Origin of the sequence: Fluoribacter dumoffii NY 23, assembly GCF_000236165.1 — a bacterium.
Lineage (GTDB): Bacteria > Pseudomonadota > Gammaproteobacteria > Legionellales > Legionellaceae > Legionella > Legionella dumoffii.
Genome location: NZ_CM001375.1, coordinates 73,661 through 93,356 on the forward strand (window position 1 = coordinate 73,661; position 19,696 = coordinate 93,356).

Genomic DNA, 19,696 nt, shown 5'->3' on the forward strand with positions numbered 1-19,696 from the left:
ATGATGGAAGTCAACCAACAACAACGGCTTATCGAAGTAGTTTCTTATGATGCTAATTGGCCTATGCAATTTGAACAGGAAGCAGAGCGAATTAAAAAAGCATTAGGTAGTAATTGCATTGAAATTCATCATATCGGTTCCACTTCAGTACCTGGTTTGGCTGCAAAACCAATCATCGATATGATTCCAGTTGTTTTGGAACTAAGCAAAGTAGATAGTGCCAATGCTGCCATGAAAGCCCTGGGCTATGAAGCAAAAGGAGAATACGGAATTCCATTTCGCCGCTATTTTCAAAAGGGAGATAACCAAAGAACTCATCATGCTCATATTTTTGAGTTTGGAAACCCAGAAATCGAGCGCCATTTAAAATTTAGGGACTGGATGAGAGCAAATCCAGAAGATAGAGTAGCCTATGCTCGTTTAAAACAAGAGTTAGCACATCAACATCCCTATGACATTACTGCCTATTGCGTGGGTAAAGAGGATTTTATCGCAGCTATTGATAGAAAAGCAGGATTTAATGGATTAAGAGTGGTTAAGGCATTAACACCTCGTGAATGGGATAAAGTACGCCATTTTAGACAATTCTATTTTTTTGATAAGGCAGGGCTTTCTGATCCATATACTTGGACTTTTGAGCATGAAGCTCATGTTCATTTTGTTTTATCTCAAGGAAGCGACATCATTGGTTATGCCCATCTGCAATTATGGCCTCACAAAAGAGCAGCTTTGCGCATCATTGTGATTGATGAGGAAAAAAGAAACCACCAATATGGTGGCCAATTCTTGGCGTTATGTGAAAAGTGGCTAAAAACACAAGGCTATCAAAGCTTGCACGTGGAGTCTTCACCGGATGCGCTAAGATTTTATAGAAATAATGATTACATCGACATGCCATTTGATGATCCAGATGGCTATGAAGGTGATGCGAGAGATACTGCAGTAGGGAAAATACTATGATTCAAATCGAAAAAATAACGGGAGATTTAGCTCAATCCTTATGTCGAACCATTACAAAGGATTTGCCAGAATACTTTGGTTTGCCAGAAGCGAACGAGCACTACGCAATAGGTGTGACCACACGCACTAATTTTGCGGCAAAAGATGGGGATAATACGTTTGGCCTTGTTTCAATTGATTTTCCCTATCCTGATAATGCTAATATTTACTGGATGGCTGTAAAACGTGATTATCATCGTCAAGGTGTAGGAAAGCAATTAATCAAAACGGCTTGCCATTTTGCTGCAACACAAGGTGCTAAAACTATAACCGTTGAAACCCTAAGCCCCTCTGAATTGGAAGAGAATTACCTTAAAACCTACCGATTCTATCAGTCCGTTGGTTTTAACCCTCTTTTGGATTTAAAACCAGCAGGATATGAGTGGAATATGGTGTACATGATGAAACAGCTTGAAGCTTTAGCAGAAAACCAATCGTCAATTGCCATTAAGCCACTAGAATTATGCGATATCCCCGTTTTGGTCGATGCGTTTCAAAAAGCAAATTGGCAAAAACCTTACGTTTTGTTTGAAGGGTACTATCAAGAACAAGAACAGTCTGAGCGAGTCGTTTGGGTGGCCTATGTTCAAGACCAAATCGCGGGCTATGTTACTCTAAAATGGACCTCACACTATAAACCTTTTTCTCATAAAGGAATCCCAGAAATTATGGACTTAAATGTATTGCCTGCTTTCCGCAAGCGTGGAATAGGCAGTGCTTTGCTCACTATTGCTGAAGAAAATGCAGCCAGTCAGTGTGATGTTGTAGGAATTGGTGTTGGATTATATGGTGGTCCTGATGGCGGATATGGACAAGCTCAACGACTTTATGCTAACCGAGGTTATATTCCTGATGGTTTAGGGGTAACTTATCATTATAAACCAACCATTCCTGGGGAAACATATCCCTTGGATGATGATTTAATTTTGTGGTTTACCAAAAAAGTAACCAAACATTTGCATGTAGAAAGAGATACTGTAACTAAAAAAACAACTGATAGCTGCGATGTATATGTACCAAACACAAAATATAAATTGGAGTTCAATGCCAAAGATTCATTTAAAATTATCGATCAAAAGTTGTTTGAGTTTAATAAATTGTGTGTCTCTGCAACACAACAACCGGAATTAATTGATATAAACGTTACGATTAAAAACGGTGATGAGGTAATAGCGGGTATTTGTTCGGAGGTTTATACATGGAATATCCTGTACATCAGTGTCTTTTTTGTTGAGGAAAAATATCGGAACCAAGGTTTGGGTACCCTTTTACTCAATAAAGTTGAGGAGAAAGCAAAAGAATTAGGAGTCAGTTTAATTCACCTCGATACCTTTGATTTTCAAGCAAAAGATTTTTATCTCAAACATGGTTATGAAGAGTTTGGGGTTCTGGATGACTGTCCAAAAGGTCATCAGCGTTATTATATGAAGAAGGTGCTATGAGTTTTATTAAAAAAGGAATATACCGTCATTATAAAGGCAATCTGTATGAAGTGATTGATATTGCCAGGCATTCGGAAAGCTTAGAAGATATGGTGGTTTACAGAGCGCTTTACGGCGATTTTGAACTATGGGTTCGACCTCTCAAAATGTTCCTTGAAAACATTGAGATAAATGGTGAGCTCCAAAAAAGATTTGAATTACATGAATAAATTAGAACAAGCAAATCGTTTTATCTTTACTGGCACCCCAGGCAGTGGAAAAACTTCTGTTATTTTGGCATTGAAAAGATTAGGGTATGTAGTGATTCCTGAGTCTGCAACAGATGTCATTGCAGAGGAACAGGCAAAGGGAATTATGCGTCCATGGGAAGAGACTGATTTTGTAGATAAGATTGTTTTAACACAAAAATTAAGGCAATTGAATGCTCAAGGTGCGTTGCAATTTTATGACCGATCGCCATTTTGTGCTTATGCATTGGGGCGTTATTCCGCTCATTGGCATAAAAATGATTTTACACCCTCACCTATCTTATTAGCTGAAGTTGACCACTGCCTAAAAGCTAGTATTTATCAACGCAAAGTATTCTTTTTTGAGAACTTGGGGTTTATTGAACCAACTTCAGCTCGCAAAATCAGTTATGAAGACGCCCTTATTTTTGAGCAAATTCACATAGATGTATATAAAGAGTTTGGTTTTGAAATCATGCTCATGCCTAAAAAAACGATTACAGAGCGCTGTGAATTTGTTCTTGAAACGTTAGGCATAAAAAAATAAATATCAATTTTATGAAAAAACCGCTTGACCCTATTGTTACTATATATCTTACCTTTGTTCTTAAGGAGGTAATACTATGACTCAATGGTTCGTAAAAGACTTAAGCAAATTAACTGGTGTTTCGGTGCAAACATTGCATCATTATGATCGCATTGGTTTACTTAAACCTTCATTACGACAGTCCAATGGGTATCGTATTTACTCCGAGAAGGATTTATTGAAATTACAACAGATTATTGCTTTAAAGTTTTTTGGTTTTGAGCTATCACAAATCAAAACCTTGCTCTCTGAAGAACGTCACGCGCTAAACCATTTTGAAGCCCAAGCTCAAGTGTTAGAACAAAAAGCATTGGCATGTACTTCCGGAGCTAAAACCTTAAGAAGCATTATAGACTCTGTTGATGTCAATCAATCCATTCCATGGGAAACCATTATACAACTGATTGAGGTATATAAAATGGCAGAGCATCTTGAACATGATTGGGTTAAGGAAATATTTACTCCTGATGAGCTCAAACAATACGTAGCATTTGAAAAGGAAATGAAAACAAATAACAAGGCTGAGTTTGAAAAACAATGGCATCAACTTTTAGATGAATTGAAACAAAGTATGAAACACGATCCTGATTCCACTATAGGTATCCAAACAGGGAAAAACTACATGGAATGGGTTAATAGCGTATACGGTAAAAAATATGCCCATCTGAGAACCAAAAAATGGGAAAAAGGATTTGGAGAAGGAAAAGGTCTTGATGAAATTGGTTTAACACCAGAGATTATGACATGGTTAGAGAAGGCTTTAGACGCTTATTGGAAGCATAGGCTTTATGGTATTCTTGAACAAGTAGGCAAAACGCCAGACTCCAACATATTAACGCTTTGGAATAAGGCATTAGATGATATGTATGGCGAAGAAACTTCACGAAAATATGCTGTTTGTGATATTGCTTTGAAGGATGAAAAGGTCAGTCCAGAAGCAAAGACTTGGCTCAAAAGTATCGTAGATGCTTACAACATGTAAAAAAATAGCTATAAATTTTGGATCGGTCTTGTTTTTACCGATCCAATCTCAACGGAATCCATTTTAGGTTCTTCTTTCCGTCTAGAAAACGGCTAATCTAAACATCCGACAATGTTAAAAATTTGTAAAAAAATACTGATTGAGAATAAATTTTACGGCATAGGGTATAATTAACTTACTTGTTTTTATTATGATCAATTGTATGTCTTATGCAAAAATGGCGGAATTACTTTTGCTGGATGTCATGTCTAAAGCACAAATTCCAGGAATTTCTATTGCCTTTATAAGCAGTGATGGAATCATATCTACTCAAGAAAAAGGGCTTACAGATGGTTGCGGCCTTTTTGCAATACCTGTTGATCCACTCAAATATCCCTTTCATAAGTTGGGATTAGGAACTAAAGATGCTGTAGTTCTATTTGACGACACACTTTATTATGTGAATCAAACAACACAAAGCGTTCATCAAATACAGTTAAATGAAAGTAATCAATCCTCATATCAAAAGTTACGAGAAAGTTGTACTGATACTTATAAATTGGCCAATTCTCAAGAATCTGAATTAATAACTACTCTAACAGGCCTTGCACCACCTACAAAAGTGCAACCAGAAACCGTTTTTGGAGCAGCCTCGCTAAGCAAACCCGTATTTGCCTATTTAGTACAAAAATTGATGCAGTCCAATGCGGCGAATCAAGCAAAGCGCGGGACAGGTAAATTTAATTTGGATAAATTCAACCTGAGTCAATTTGATTTAGATACTCCTCTTTTTCATATTCTACCATTAGAAGAATTTGAGATAGATGGAATGAAATTTGATATGTCTGACAAATCTGCTGTTGTCTGTGCTAAAGCACTCACTGCAAGGATGGTGTTATCACATACAACAGGCCTTGCTCATGGTGAAATGAAGTTTCAGTTCATTCCTAACCCTAAAGAAAAAGATTCTAAAGAAAAAATGCATGGATACTCAAATGTTGGTATCGTGTACTTACAACAAGTGATTGAAAAATTGACTGAAGCAAATCTAGAAACATTGGCCAAAAACCATGTATTTGATCGTTGTGACATGACTCATAGCACTTATGAGCCATTAAAGGCCTATCACTCGCTTTTGCATGCTGAAAAAGAACCCTTGTTTGATGAAATGAAACCTGGTCAGATTGTCATACTAAAAGAAGATGAGCAACTAACAGCATATTGGTTAGATAATGGAAAAATAGTCAATCGCTCCTTTCCGGAAAGAGTAGTTTCAAGCATTCTTGAACAGTTACCTGATAAAGGTAAACTTTCAAACAATCCGGAGCTGATTGGAGCTGTAGTCTCACAATATGGATGTAAAGAACCCAAACCATGTGCCGCCAATACACTAAGAACTACGGCATCAGATTATGCACAGTTTGTCAAACATCTAAGCCATGACAGCTCGATTGAAAATCCTTTTATTCCGCATGCCTTCATGACGCACGATAGAGGTTTGGCGGGAGCAATTGGAATTGCTAGAGACAAGATACGCGATTCCATTTTAAGCCATGTTGCATGGGGTTTAGGTTGGGGGTTACAAACCAATGAAAAAGAAGAGGTTGTTACCGCCTATCATTCGGGTGACATGAATGATTGCAGAGCGTGGGTTGCAATCAATTTAAAGGATAAGAGTGCCATGGTATTTTTCGCTAATTCACATAATGGACATATTCTTGCGGAACAAATTGTCCCTTCGACAATTCAAATAGAACTGGCTTCGAACTATTTTTTTCCAAAATGGGGTTTTGCTAGAACTATTGATGAGCTAGGGGGTAAAACTAATAATTGGGGCATCAATCCACTTCCAAGACCCAATCCATCTAAAGAACGGACAAGTTCTTTAAGTGAATTGCAAAAAAGAACTAGTATCCCAAGTATTGCCACAGCAATTATTTCTGACCGCGGAGTTGTTACTACAGAAGAGGTAGGTGTGACTAATGTCAGCAAACCTGAAGAAGTTACTAGTTCGACTGTTTTTGAAGCCGCTTCATTGAGTAAACCTGTATTTGCTTATATTGTATTGAAACTAGCGCAAAAAGATCTCATTGATTTAGACAAACCACTCCATGAATACGGCGATTTTGGTCCTCCACAGATGCGAACTGATAAAAATTATAAAAAATTAACTGCCCGTATGATCCTATCCCATCAAGCAGGCTTACCTAACGAATTTTCATCACCAGAATCTCTAAAGTATGTCTCTGAAGTAGGAAAACAATTTGATTATTCAGGAGTAGCTTATCAATTTCTAGGTGAAATTGTGGAACACATTACTGCAAAATCACTGGAAGCTTTAGCTCAAGAAGAGTTTGCTAAGATAGGTATGACTGATAGTAGTTTCATGCCACCAACGGGTTGCAGTCTTATTAAACTGCCAGATGAAGAGGAAGAACCAACTCCTGAACGCATTAAAAAATTATTAAAAGATACTTTAGATGTACATGGTCAATTAAGTATTATCCTACAAAAGGATAAATTATTTGTTGCTGAAAGGGCAGTAGACGGCAGCGTACAAATGACTGAAAAAAATTCCAACCAACTTGAAGAAAAAAGCCTACAAGAAATCAAAGCTCGCTTTGCTCAAATACCACCATTTTTTTGGTCAAAGCCAATACCTGTTGAAGCAAGGGAGTTACCCCTTGTGACTACAATTATTGGTCATCCTCCAGAACATGCTGCAACAATAGCAATTGGCCATGATCAAGATGGCTCAGTAAATCGTAAGCAAAAATTTTATATGGTTCACCCGGCAGGATCCTTGTATACAACGACTTCTGACTATGCAAAATTTCTAAAAGCCTGTATTAACGATCCCTATATTAGATGGGAAATGTTTAAACCGGTTGTTTCATCGTTGAAAGATAAAGATACTAAAGCAATGAAGCAAGGAGTCTCTACTGATACTTTAGATCAAATCTCTTGGGGTCTAGGAATTGGGATTCAGAAAAATACCGATGGAACCCGTATCGCTTTTCATTGGGGTGATAATGGAACTGGACGCAATTTAGCAGCGATCAACCTTACTACTGATGAAGCAGTTGTTTGTCTCACTAATAGCGAGAATGGACCCGCTGTTTTTCGAGAAATTGCAGAGCCTATCGTTGGTGATCTAAGTGCTATTGGGCAATGGTTATCAATACGAGAAGAATTGCCTCTTGATATGCGTTTAAAAGAAAATCCCACCCAAGAAATGAACCCACGTTTACAAGAGCAGACACAAATTAAAACGACAGGCGTTGCTACTAAAGGGCAACAAGAGGTAGAGCAAAAGCATTTTGACTTAGGGCTGTTCTAAGCACCGCAGCGTTTTGTACAAACCACCACAATTCAATAGTTCAGCATACGTTTAATTTGTCGATCATTAAGTAGGAGCTCTGGGGTTTGCACCCAGAGCCCCTATAAGATGTCTTAACTAAATAAAACTTCAACAAATTTATTTTCTTTCAAAACTATTTCAAGGCTACTATTTTTATAGTAGTATCTACTAAAAATATAGTAGATTATGTTTTACTTAGTTTCTGGAGAAAAAATGTCAATAAAAAGAGGGGAAAACACTTTTGCTCATGATCGCCTCCTTACAGAGGTAGAGCTTGAATTAATGAATATTATTTGGAGCCTTAATAAAGTAACCATTAAAGATATTGTTTCACATTTGCCCAAAGAAAGACCTTTAGCTTATACCACTGTGGCAACTGTAGTAAAAGTACTTGAACAAAAAGGATTTTTGGGATGCCAAAAAAATACTTATGCCCATGTTTTTCTCCCAATTGTTACCAAGGCTGAGTACGAAAGCACGTGCATTGAGCATATGGTCACTAATGTTTTTGATGGTGAACCTGTAGCACTGGTGCAAAGACTCTTGATGGCCAAAAAGCTACAACATGATGACATTCAAGCAATTGAGGAAGCACTAAAACAATTAGTAACCTCTGAACAAAAAATAGAGGCATGATTATGTTATTCCTGGAAATTTTATTGAGCATTCATTGCTTGCTTTTAGTCAGTTCATGGTTTATTGGCGGTCGTTGGCTCTCAAATCAGCCATCATTTAAACTCAAATTGGCTCGCTTTTTATTAATTAGCTGTGTGATTTCTCCATTAATGGTTCATTGTATTAAAACCAATCAAAAATTGGAGCGGCATCACTATGCATCCATTGATGCTTTGCAAGAGTATGTGAATCAACCTATTTTAAAGTCTAAACACTCCCAAGAGACTCCTGAATCAGCAACCTCTTTTTCAATAAGCAATACGAGTTATTTTCATATTTTTTATATCGTATTTTGTTTGCTCGTCTTATTTCGCAGTTATAAAGTATTGTTGAGTTTGGGCAGTTTAAGAGCACTATTAGCTGAAGCAATTCCATATCGAACTTCCGGTAAATTGGTCATTAAAGTTTCTCGACGTTGTCATATTCCTTTCTCCGTCGTTTTATTTAACAAAGCTTATATCGTATTACCCGTATCCCTATTTTCTTCCTCCAAAAATGTGAAGATTGCCATTGCTCATGAGGGCCAACATCATCGTAATGGTGATTGTCTATGGGCCTATTTTATTGAAGCCCTGCGCATTCTTTTCTGGGGTAATCCAGGTGTTATTCGATGGGGTCGTATTTTAAGCGAATTACAAGAATGTTCATGTGATGAAGTATTGGTTGGCCAGCCAAAAATTTCGGCACATGACTATGGCAGCTGTCTGTTTCATGTAGTGCAGACAGTGTCTCAATGTTCTCTGTCATCAGACCTAGAAATTGCATGCACGGTAGGTATGGCCTTGGGCAAAGACAATGAAGACTGTACTTTTATCATCAGGAGAATTTCAATGTTATCAGCTTATCCACTTAAACCATCTAAATCATTATGGTTAGCAGTTGGATTTATGGGGGTTTCTATTTTGGCACCAATCTGTGTCGCCTATTCAGCAGTCGGTTCATTGACCGGTTCTAAGGCACAAGAAATCGATACCTCTCATTTAGATCCTAAAATGCAACAAATTGCCGCGCAAGAAATTAAAATGGCGGTAAAAAACTATCATGCAAAATCGGGGGTTATTGCAATCGTCAATGCACAAACTGGTAATCTCATTGCCTTTGCTGAGTCCGGTAATGATGAAAATCAGAATAGCTGGAAATCACGTGTTTTTTCACCTGGCTCTACGATAAAACCGTTTATTGCGGCGGCAGCAATTGATGCTGGGAATAGTTCTGAAACCAAAAAATATGATTGTCGCTCACCTTACTCCGTAGAAGGTAAAACATTTACAGATTACTATGTAAGTCAAGGCCCTACTTCATTGACCCAAGCGGTTGCAAGATCAAGTAATGTATGCATGATTAAAGTCGCCCAAGAAACTGGACTACCTGTAATTCGTAAAAAACTCACTGAATTTGGTTTTGATATTAATACTTGGTGGCAAGCAAATCAAAGTGATGACTTGCAACTTGCAATGGTTTCTCTTGGGGAGAATATACCGGTCACAATTGATTCATTAACAAAATCCTACGCCATTCTTGCAAACTTTGGACGTCCATTCAAAGGAGAAGAGGCTCCTATCATTTCAGCAGCAACAACCAATTCAATAAATCATATCCTCGAGAACGTTGTTATAAATGGCACAGGAAAACTTGCTGCGATTCCTGGTGTTCATGTCGCGGGTAAAACAGGAACTGTTACAGAAAATATTAATGTTGCAGAAGGCGAGCATATTGCCTTGTTTGCAGGTTTTGTACCGGTTGATGCGCCACGTTATGCCATGGTGGTTGTAATAGAAGACGGTCATTCAAGAAAAAATGGTAAGACTTTAACCTCCGGTGGAGAATTGGCTGCTCCAGTATTTCGTAAGGTTGCTCTAAATAGCCTAAGTAATACCACGCTATAAATCACCTGTGGGTACAGCAGTGTAGCTCGTACCCATATCGATATAAATTCACATGATGTTGGAGTTGTTATGAAGAAACTAAGCGTACTTCTATGGTTGACACTATTTTATTGCGGAACTATTTGGGCCCAAAGTACTTGCTTTTTGGTACAGGAAAATCAAACTGTGCTAAAGCACGAGGGTAAAGATTGCAATAAGCGTTTTGCGCCAGAATCAACCTTTAAAATTGCTTTGAGTCTTATGGGTTTTGATTCAGGAATATTAAAAGACACACTCAATCCGGAATGGCCGTACAAAAAAGAATATGAACTTTATCTTAATGTTTGGAAATATCCTCATAATCCACGTACCTGGATAAGAGATTCCTGTGTTTGGTATTCACAAGTTCTAACACAACAATTAGGTATGACTCGATTTAAGAATTATGTTGATGCATTTCACTATGGCAATCAGGATATTTCCGGCGACAAAGGTCAGAATAATGGATTAACCCATTCCTGGCTATCAAGCTCGCTTGCCATCTCACCAAGTGAGCAAATTCAGTTTCTGCAAAAAATAGTCAATAAAAAACTATCCGTGAATCCCAAAGCTTTCACTATGACTAAAGACATTCTATATATTCAAGAATTAGCGGGTGGTTGGAAACTGTATGGAAAAACAGGGAATGGTCGACAGTTAACAAAAGACAAAAGCCAAAAACTATCACTACAACACGGATGGTTCATCGGCTGGATTGAGAAAGATGGTCGTGTGATTACCTTTACGAAACACATTGCAGATAGTAAAAAACATGTAACCTTCGCCAGTTTCAGAGCGAAAAATGAGACCCTGAATCAATTATTTTACTTAATTAATGAATTGGAAAAATAATACATGAAATCCAACATTTCTTTATTAATAGCACAAGCTCTATTCCTATTTTGCTATCAAGCTTTTGGTTACGCCAGTGAAATAGCAATTACTTTTGATGATTTACCTGCTTCAATCGAAGAATCTATAGAGGAACAAGCTCAAATAAATCAGCAAATAGTAAATGCGCTTATCAAATATAGAGTACCTGCAATTGGATTTGTGAATGAAGGGAAACTCTACCGCACTAATGAAACTCAAGAAAAAATAAATCTCCTAAAATTATGGGTGGATAACGGATTTGATTTGGGAAATCATACTTATTCGCATCTGTCCTTAAGTAGCATCACAACCAAGCAATTTAAAGCCGAAGTGACTAATGGCTCTAAAATATCCAAACAATTAATGCAAAGTGCAGGTAGAGAGTACCGTTACTTTAGGCACCCCTACCTTGATACAGGTGAAACATTCAAGATTCGCTCTCAATTTGAGTCGTTTTTAAAACATGAAGGATACCTAGTTGCTCCAGTTACTATAGACACTGACGATTGGAAATTTAACCAACAATTACATGAGTTTCCTCAAAATAAAGACAAAATCATTCAAAGTTACTTGAAACATACACGTGCTAAATTTGCCTTTTATGAAAGCGCATCTAAACAAATGTTTGGTAGAAATATTAATCAGATTTGGCTACTTCATGCCAATCTTGTTAATTCATTAGCCATTGAATCACTCTTAACTATAGCCCAAGAATACGGTTATCATTTTATCAGCCTAGATGATGCACTACAGGATAAAGCCTATCTATCCGCTGATTCTTACTATGCCCATTTTGGGGTTTCTTGGCTTTATAGATGGGATTTTACCCGCGGGAAAGTGGTTGATTGGTCTCAGGATCCAGAGCCTGATAACAATCCATTTATCTCAACTAAGACCATTAAATTTTATGATAAAGATCGCAAACGACTTATTCCAGTTAAAATTTATGTGAGTAATGAATCACAGGGGAAAGCAAATGCTGGTATTATTAAACTACCCGTTGCCATCATTAATCATGGATACACTGTACGCGATACTGAATATTCATTCTTAGCCAATGCACTTGCTGCAAACGGTTATTTTGTTGTAAGCATCCAGCATGATCTAAAATCAGATCCCCCATTAGCTCAAACTGGCAATTTATTTGAGCGACGCAAACCCTTATGGGAACGAGGAAGTACCAATATACTTTACGTAATCAAAGAGCTTAGCCGGATCAACCCCAGTTTAAACTTGTCTAAAGTGACATTAATTGGTCATTCGAATGGTGGTGATATTGCCATGTTGTTTGCAAGAAACCATCCTCAATTTGTGAAAAAAATTATATCATTGGATAGCTTGCGCATGCCTTTTCCACGTACCGGGCTAACACCTATTTTATCGCTGCGTGGAAATGATACTAAGGCAGATGAAGGCGTACTGCCTTCTCAAGAGTCGTTAAAACAATTAGCCATAACAATTATTCCACTACCTGAAGCCAAACATATTGATTTATGTGACCGTGGGCCTGAGGTAATTCAGAAACAAATGAATGCTCTTATTTTAAAGTCTTTGCGAGGCTAGTTTATGAAAAAAATGTTCACCTTGTTCATTTTAATATCTTCCTTAAGCCTTATGGCAGCAGCCAGCATATCGACGAAGATACAAAGTAATCCGCTAGAGGAAAAATACACGAATACATTTAGCTTACATCATACGTTAACCAAAGAGTTTCCTTCAAAGATCAATGGAATCAAATATAACTTATATATTAGTCTCCCCAAAGAATATGATTCTAACAAAAAAGACTATCCAACTATTTACTTATTAGATGCTGATTACAGCTTTGCATTAGCCAAACAAATTAGTGAGCATTTATCTGACCGAAATAGAATCAACGACTCCATTATTGTTGGGATAGCTTATGCAAATCCTAATGAGTATAAGAAAAATAGAACCAGAGATTACACACCAAGTTATGTTGGATCAGGAGGATATGGAGCTGAATATCAAAAATACTCGGGTGGTGCCGAATCATTTTATCGATTTATTCATTCAGAACTTATTCCATATCTTCACCAGACATATAGAGTTAATAAAACCGCTACTTTTGTCGGTCATTCTTACGGTGGATTATTTGGGGTATATTTATTAGTCCACCATCCTGGAATATTTAATCGTTACATTATCGTTAGCCCCTCTCTCTGGTATGATAATCATTTGGTGCTAAAAGCAGCTCAAAAAAAGCAAAATTTTAATCTTGAAGAAAATACTCGTGTTTGCTTTATTATCGGCGACCAAGAAAATAAAGGCGATTACCAAATGATAGATGATTTAAAGTTATTGAATGAAACCATCATGAGCAAGCCTCACAGGAATTTAAGCACTGCTTTTAATGTTCTAAATAATATGGATCATGATACTGTTTTTCCAGGAGCTTTAAGTTTAGGACTTCTAGAGTCTTCATCTGACTTCAAAAAGAATCGACTCTGAACTCAATCAATAAGTCTGTATACAAAGGATAAACGATTATGCTTGCTAAGTGTTCTGTTTTTATTGCTACAAGTCTTAATGGTTTTATTGCAAGAGATGATGGTTCTATTGATTGGCTAACCAAAGCAAATGAGCTTGTGCCATCTGGTGAGGATGGTGGTTATAAAGAGTTCATATCTACGGTCGATGGACTCATTATGGGTAGGCATTCTTTTGAGAAAGTATTATCATTTAATCCTTGGCCTTATGGTGAGCTTCCAGTTGTAGTGATGAGCAGCAAACCCATAAAAATTCCTGTTCATTTAAAACATGTTTCAACCTCCTCCGAAACACCTATTGAGCTCGTGAAGCGCTTAACTGATGAAGGGTTTAAACATCTTTATATTGATGGCGGTATAACTGTCCAGAATTTTATAGCCGCGCATTTAATACATGAATTAACAATAACCATTGCACCAGTGTTGCTCGGCTCTGGGCGTTCGTTATTTGGACCTTTGGCACAAGACATCGAACTGGAGCATATTGAAACTAAATGTATTGGCGGTGGCTTTGTTCAATTGAAATATCGAACTAATCCCTCAATCAAGAAAAGAAATAAAAACAACGTCTACCTTATTTATGATGAAATTTCTGAGTGGTTTGATAGTCACCGCAATAAAGAGCTCAAAATGGAGCAATTTTATTTGGAACTACTACAAAATCAGATTCCATCCAAAGGAACTATTTTAGATGTTGGCTGTGGCACGGGCGAACCCATAGCCCAATTTTTAATGAAACAAGGGTATAAAGTAACAGGCATTGATGCAAGTAAAAAAATGATTGAGCAATGCAAAAAAAGATTCCCAAATGCAAAATGGCTACTTGCTGATATGAGGGCTTTAGATTTGCAAGAGAAATTCGATGCAGTCATTGCCTGGCATAGTTTCTTTCACTTACCTCATGACGATCAACGAAAAACATTAAAATCCCTTGCCTCTTTAGTGGAGCAAAATGGTTTATTAATATTTACTTCCGGACCGGAGTATGGAGAAGTTTGGGGTGATAATGGAGGATATGATTTATATCATGCCTCCCTTTCTTCCGAAGAATATACTCAAATCCTTCTAGAGTGCCATTTTAAAATCCTTGTACATAACGTTAGGGGCCCAGAGTGTGGAGAAGCAACGGTTTGGGTTGCTCAAAAAAATCGACTTTGTCCAGGATAAAATGGAAAGAAACTTATCAAAGCGTCTTCAAATCTCATGCTCAATAATAAAAGGACATCTATATTGTATTCCAGGCCACTAATTTTACATCATACAGACGCTACTGGTAAAATCAGAAACCAAAACTTCATCTTCTAACACAATGACTATTGAACAGAATGAATTAGAGATCAAAAATAATGTCCACCAAAATGTCGGATGGGGACAACCTATTCCACTTTCTCCAATCTTAGCCCCTGACTGTCCTTATCCAGTTGAGGCACTTCCCCCAATTGTAAGAAAAGCCGTAATCGACTATCAACAATATGGACAGCAACCCCTGCCTTTGATTGCATGCAGCGCCTTGGCTAATATGTCACTATCATGCCAATCACTTGCTAATGTGGCGCGAGACAACTATTTAATTAGTCCAGTATCACTTTATTTTTTAATTGCCAGCGGCTCTGGCACCCGAAAAACTGCTGCAGATAATGTTTTTTCGAAAGCAGCGCGTCACTGGGAGACATTGATTCGTAAAAGGCGCGAGCCTGAAGTGTTATCAGCACTAACGCAACATCAAGTATGGCAAATGGAAAAAGATAGTTTATTCTCTCAAATCAAACGTGCAACTTATACGGGGGAAGATTCTGATTATGCCAAAGAAATGCTTGATGAATTAATTCATCAAGAGCCGGAAATTCCTTTGCAACCCACTCTTTATTTTGAAGATGCGACCCAAGAGGCACTGGCCATTCATTTGGCTCAAGGTTGGCCTTCCGCTTCCCTTTGGTCTGATGAGGCAGGCATCATCTTAGGTAGCCATAGCATGCAAGGTAATCCGACTCGTTTTGTAGCTTTGCTTAATCGTTTGTGGGACGGTAAGACATTCACCGCGCATCGTAAAACAACGCAAGGATTTACCATTGAAAATCGGCGCTTAACACTTAACTTGATGATGCAACCGCTTATCTTACAACAACTTACCAAGCAAGCTTCGGGTATCAGTCGACAAAGCAGTTTTTTAGCTCGTTGTCTCATGGCTTATCCTGCCAATAGTATGGGAAATCGATTTTACCAAGAACCGCCTGCTTCTTTGCATTCTCTAACCTATTATGACCAACGCGTCACTGCCTGCTTAAATCAGTCAGAACAATTAAGCCATCAAGGTTGTATTCAACTTCCATTGTTGAAAATGAGTATGGCCGCAAAACAACAATGGATTTTATTTTTTAATGCGGTAGAAGCAGGGTTAAAACCTCAAGGCCAGTGGGTCGATATCGTTGATTTCGCATCAAAAGCGGCTGAAAATACAGCGCGGCTTGCAGCACTTTTTCATCTCTTTGAAGGACGCGATGGGGATATTAGTGTAGAGCATACCGAAAATGCTATTGAAATAATTAATTGGCATTTGCAAGAAGCACGGCGAATTATGCCTACCGAAACCGTTTCTTTGCAGTTTTCCGATGCCCTAAAACTTATGGGCTGGTTTATTGAAAAGAATATTAGTTCAACAACGTTACGAACCATTCAACAATTAAGTCCGTTGCGAGATAAAATAAAACGCGACCATGCAGTTGAATTATTAGTGGAACACAATCAAATACGCATTGTAAAATCAGGTTCAAAAACGATGGTGGAAGTGAACCCTCGTGCATTCAAAGTATAAGTTCAACTTGATACATTAACCATAGTACACCAATTAACAGGAGAAATTTGTGCCCTTTGACATGCTAAAAGAATGGTTGAACAAGGAAAAAGAACGAGGGATTGAGGATCCTTTCTGTGCTGTTTTAAGCACTTGTAGCAGCTTAGGTGATCCTCATAGTCGAGTGGTGGCCATTCGCGAAATTGAAACCGAGAGTCTATTATTTTTTACTCAACAAAAAACACGCAAGGTTGCTGAATTATTAAATAACCCTAAATCCTGTTTAAATTTTTTATTTGCAATGCAGAGCCGACAAGTTATTTTAGAAGGAACAGCAATACCCATTTCCCAAGAAGAAAATGAAGCTTTTTGGAGAACTCTTCCTCGTGAACGCCAATTAAGATTTTCTGCTTATGCCCCTACTTCAGGTCTTGTCATTAAAGATTTAGGCCAATTGGAAACAAGGAAAAAAGAATTGAGTGATCAATTTGCAAGCCTTTCTATCCCTATGAGTGAGGATTATTTTGGCTTCCGCTTCATCCCAAAAACATGGATTTTTTACACAGTCGGCTCCATTTCTTTTTCTGAGGTAATTCGTTATACGAAGATAAGCAACTCTTGGAAAACAGAATTAATTTCCCCATAGGTGATATCATGTACATGCTTTGTTTTTGTGTTCCAGAAACACATTTAGAAATTGTTAAAAATGCTATTTTTGATACAGGGGCAGGAAGTGTGGATCATTATCAGCATTGTGCGTGGCAAACATTAGGCGAGGGGCAGTTTATGCCATTACCTGGCAGCCATGCTTTTATTGGAACAATCAATCAACTTGAGAGAGTGCCTGAATATAAAGTAGAAATTATCTGTACTGAAGAGCAAATCAAAGCTGCTGTTGCAGCCTTAAAGAAAGCTCATCCCTATGAATCACCCTCTTATCAAGCGTTTCGGGTTGAGATGATATAAACAATGATGAACGATTACTTACTAAAAAACTTCTATTTCTCTTTAGGTCTTTTTACAATTCGCTAGACTAGCCCCAAACCTGAGGTTTAACTATTGTTAAGAAATTTCCAACAGTAAACTTGAAAATGCTTTGCAATTGAAAAACCAAGGTTTTGATAGATACGAAGCGCGCTATTATTTTGTGTCGCAACAGTCCGATAACAGTTTTGGTAGTTTTTATCTGAAAAATAATTTAAGCTATAGGGAAGTAAGATCTTTCCAATACCCTGTCCTCTATAATGAGGTGAAACACCAAGTGTTCTGACTTCGCCACACCTACTACGTACATGATCGGTTAAAGTTGGGGTACGGCCCCGATCCTGGTAAAAAGTTATCAAATCTCAGTTTAATTAACCATGTCAGTATTAATATTAATAAAAATATTTTTTTCTCTCATCGGCGGTGGTAAGAATCTGCATTTTTCCATCACTTGCTTATAGTTTTTTCCTCATTAAATAATTAATAAACTTTACGCCGTTTATAGAGACAGTTTGTTCTTTTTCAGTGACATATCCTTTGAATTCCAAGAATTTCTTTGCCGTGATGCTCACATCCGCATATAGCTCTTTCATCCCTAACTCAATAGCTTTTTGTTCTAATGCTTTGAGAAGAGCAAGACCAACACCTCTTGCTTGATAATCTTTATTAACATATCCACGGTCAATATGTCCATTTTTCTCTAAATCAGCAAAGCCAACAATCACGTTTGTTTGTTCTTCTACAGCCACAAGAGTATAATTTCTTTCTAAAGACTCTCTCCATTTTTCCAAATCAGCTTCCTTCGGAGCCCATGTATTTAGCTGCACTTCATCATAATCTTTAGAGTTAATAGAATGAACTGCATCATGAAATAGTTTATAAATTTCTACTTCATCTCCAACAATAAAATTCCTAATTCTAAACGCCATTTTTGAATAACTCCCCATAACTACTAGTAATTACATCAATTTTTGTCATTTTTTAAAAATACATATTTATTATTGTAATGACATTTTGTTACTTCTTTTATGAAACATTAATTCAGTAACAAAAACGAGGGTTTATCTCCTTCGCATTTGATTCTCTCAGTAATTTTTTGAATTATATGTTCCATTTTTTCTGGAGAAATTACATGCGATAGAAGCCGTTTTTGCTGTGTTAATTCCATTAAATTATACCTTAATTACATTGCGATTTTTATTCTTCATTTCCCCACCTTTTAGCAGGAAGGAATCCAATATTTTTACATTCCATAAGGTTCTATAAACTATCAACTCTTATTGGTAAATCTCAATTTCTTGTACTGCATAATGCTATTTATTTTTCATACGATAGAATTTGCACATAACACCATGGCCATACCCATCTTTGTAATATTCCATACCACACTTTTCCATAACACGTTGTGACGCAATATGACCTTCTGGTGCAAAAGCAATAATATATTCTGAGTCGATATTTGTACTAGCCCATTTCAATAGTGCTTCCAAGGCCTCTGAAGCATATCCTTTCCCCCAAAATTTTTTATGCAACAGATAACCTACTTCTATTTCTCCGGTTTCAATTGGACCAAATCCACAACGTCCTATGAACTCTTTTAAAGAATTATCAAAAATAACAAAACAAGGAAGTCCTTTTTCTTTATAAAAACTAACGAATTCTTTTATTCTTTTCGCAGTTTGATCTGTGTCTTGGACTCCATCAGGAAAAAATTTCCTTACTTCTGGATCAGAATTAAGTTCAGCAACCTCTTTTAAATCATCTTCGTTAATTAAACGCAAAATCATTCGAGCTGTTTCAATCTTAGTTGACATGCTATTGACCATATAAATTTTAAGTTACATTCTGTTATCAGATAACTTTCATGTTCTATTAATGAATAGTATTTTCTTTTCTCAATACAATTATTAAGATGAATATATTTTTATTGTAACCTAAATAATTTATGTTTTTTCTCACTCATAATCCTGATATCAATAATTTTTCTTAGTTTATCAATGTCCCTTTTGATGGATACTCAATATTTAGCTGATCGCGCATCACCTCTGAGAGGTTTCCATATATCGCTACATTTGCTACATCTTATTGATGAAAGATCTATATTGCCTTGTAAGTTGCCTGTGTAAAAGGATTATATCACTATCCCTGCATCAAGATACCCCACAAATATGTAGCAATAACCATGCTACATAGACACTACTATTTGCTACATATTGCAACCAAAAATAAAATGCACGTGCTATTTCATTTTTTATCATTTTCCTTTTTTATATAAGAATATTTTAAATTAGGAACTCTTTACAAAAAATGGCGGCGTACAAAAATAAGCAACACCAGATAACTTGTAAGTTTTAACTTTATTTGGCAGAAAAATTTAATTTTA

Annotated in this window: 18 protein-coding genes and 1 pseudogene; 16 read left to right on the plus strand and 3 right to left on the minus strand. The window is 37.0% G+C overall.

Going from position 1 to position 19,696, the window contains the following annotated elements; all coding sequences use genetic code 11:
• Positions 1 to 3 precede the first annotated feature (3 nt).
• The 16 genes and pseudogenes from KYQ_RS17750 (at position 4) to KYQ_RS17820 (ending at position 17,295) form a co-directional block, all read left to right on the plus strand.
• On the plus strand, positions 4 to 960 hold the full coding sequence (locus tag KYQ_RS17750) for a bifunctional GrpB family protein/GNAT family N-acetyltransferase (protein ID WP_029489092.1): 957 nt from the start codon (positions 4 to 6) through the stop codon (positions 958 to 960).
• Positions 957 to 2,441, plus strand: a complete 1,485-nt coding sequence (locus KYQ_RS19660) for a GNAT family N-acetyltransferase (protein WP_014845083.1) — start codon at positions 957 to 959, stop codon at positions 2,439 to 2,441. The genes KYQ_RS17750 and KYQ_RS19660 overlap by 4 nt, the downstream gene beginning before the upstream one ends.
• Complete coding sequence (locus KYQ_RS17760) at positions 2,438 to 2,650, plus strand: DUF1653 domain-containing protein (RefSeq protein ID WP_014845082.1); 213 nt, start codon at positions 2,438 to 2,440, stop codon at positions 2,648 to 2,650. The genes KYQ_RS19660 and KYQ_RS17760 overlap by 4 nt, the downstream gene beginning before the upstream one ends.
• On the plus strand, positions 2,643 to 3,215 hold the full coding sequence (locus KYQ_RS17765; RefSeq protein WP_014845081.1) for an AAA family ATPase: 573 nt from the start codon (positions 2,643 to 2,645) through the stop codon (positions 3,213 to 3,215). The genes KYQ_RS17760 and KYQ_RS17765 overlap by 8 nt, the downstream gene beginning before the upstream one ends.
• A 76-nt stretch (positions 3,216 to 3,291) precedes the next feature.
• Positions 3,292 to 4,236, plus strand: a complete 945-nt coding sequence (locus KYQ_RS17770; protein ID WP_014845080.1) for a MerR family transcriptional regulator — start codon at positions 3,292 to 3,294, stop codon at positions 4,234 to 4,236.
• A 202-nt stretch (positions 4,237 to 4,438) separates the two neighbouring features.
• Complete coding sequence (locus KYQ_RS17775) at positions 4,439 to 7,555, plus strand: serine hydrolase domain-containing protein (protein ID WP_014845079.1); 3,117 nt, start codon at positions 4,439 to 4,441, stop codon at positions 7,553 to 7,555.
• A gap of 234 nt (positions 7,556 to 7,789) precedes the next feature.
• Positions 7,790 to 8,212, plus strand: a complete 423-nt coding sequence (locus KYQ_RS17780; protein WP_014845078.1) for a BlaI/MecI/CopY family transcriptional regulator — start codon at positions 7,790 to 7,792, stop codon at positions 8,210 to 8,212.
• Between the two features lie 2 nt (positions 8,213 to 8,214).
• A complete protein-coding gene (locus tag KYQ_RS17785) occupies positions 8,215 to 10,137 on the plus strand; it encodes a M56 family metallopeptidase (RefSeq protein ID WP_019350454.1) in 1,923 nt (640 codons plus the stop codon).
• 69 nt (positions 10,138 to 10,206) lie between these two features.
• Positions 10,207 to 11,007: an oxacillin-hydrolyzing class D beta-lactamase OXA-29 gene (locus KYQ_RS17790; protein WP_014845076.1), complete on the plus strand. Its 801-nt coding sequence runs from the start codon at positions 10,207 to 10,209 to the stop codon at positions 11,005 to 11,007.
• 3 nt (positions 11,008 to 11,010) lie between these two features.
• Positions 11,011 to 12,591, plus strand: a complete 1,581-nt coding sequence (locus tag KYQ_RS17795; RefSeq protein ID WP_014845075.1) for an alpha/beta fold hydrolase — start codon at positions 11,011 to 11,013, stop codon at positions 12,589 to 12,591.
• A 3-nt stretch (positions 12,592 to 12,594) separates the two neighbouring features.
• Positions 12,595 to 13,500 carry an alpha/beta hydrolase gene (locus tag KYQ_RS17800; protein ID WP_014845074.1) on the plus strand — a complete coding sequence of 302 codons (906 nt, stop codon included), beginning with the start codon at positions 12,595 to 12,597 and terminating at the stop codon, positions 13,498 to 13,500.
• A gap of 38 nt (positions 13,501 to 13,538) precedes the next feature.
• Positions 13,539 to 14,069 (plus strand): annotated as a pseudogene (locus KYQ_RS19740) (dihydrofolate reductase family protein); the annotation flags it as partial.
• Positions 14,070 to 14,168: 99 nt separating this feature from the next.
• Complete coding sequence (locus KYQ_RS19745) at positions 14,169 to 14,705, plus strand: class I SAM-dependent methyltransferase (protein WP_370530130.1); 537 nt, start codon at positions 14,169 to 14,171, stop codon at positions 14,703 to 14,705.
• Between the two features lie 142 nt (positions 14,706 to 14,847).
• Complete coding sequence (locus tag KYQ_RS17810) at positions 14,848 to 16,350, plus strand: YfjI family protein (RefSeq protein WP_019350455.1); 1,503 nt, start codon at positions 14,848 to 14,850, stop codon at positions 16,348 to 16,350.
• Between the two features lie 49 nt (positions 16,351 to 16,399).
• Positions 16,400 to 16,975, plus strand: coding sequence for a pyridoxamine 5'-phosphate oxidase family protein (locus KYQ_RS17815; protein ID WP_014845071.1), 576 nt, complete (start codon positions 16,400 to 16,402; stop codon positions 16,973 to 16,975).
• Positions 16,976 to 16,983: 8 nt separating this feature from the next.
• Positions 16,984 to 17,295 carry a YqfO family protein gene (locus KYQ_RS17820; protein WP_019350456.1) on the plus strand — a complete coding sequence of 104 codons (312 nt, stop codon included), beginning with the start codon at positions 16,984 to 16,986 and terminating at the stop codon, positions 17,293 to 17,295.
• An 86-nt stretch (positions 17,296 to 17,381) separates the two neighbouring features.
• On the opposite strand, the gene KYQ_RS19750 is transcribed toward KYQ_RS17820, so the two are convergent.
• The 3 genes from KYQ_RS19750 to KYQ_RS17835 form a co-directional block, all read right to left on the minus strand.
• Positions 17,382 to 17,672: a GNAT family N-acetyltransferase gene (locus KYQ_RS19750; RefSeq protein WP_076547508.1), complete on the minus strand. Its 291-nt coding sequence runs from the start codon at positions 17,670 to 17,672 to the stop codon at positions 17,382 to 17,384.
• A 96-nt stretch (positions 17,673 to 17,768) separates the two neighbouring features.
• Positions 17,769 to 18,242, minus strand: a complete 474-nt coding sequence (locus KYQ_RS17825; protein ID WP_014845069.1) for a GNAT family N-acetyltransferase — start codon at positions 18,240 to 18,242, stop codon at positions 17,769 to 17,771.
• Positions 18,243 to 18,626: 384 nt separating this feature from the next.
• On the minus strand, positions 18,627 to 19,127 hold the full coding sequence (locus KYQ_RS17835) for a GNAT family N-acetyltransferase (protein ID WP_014845068.1): 501 nt from the start codon (positions 19,125 to 19,127) through the stop codon (positions 18,627 to 18,629).
• Positions 19,128 to 19,696 lie beyond the last annotated feature (569 nt).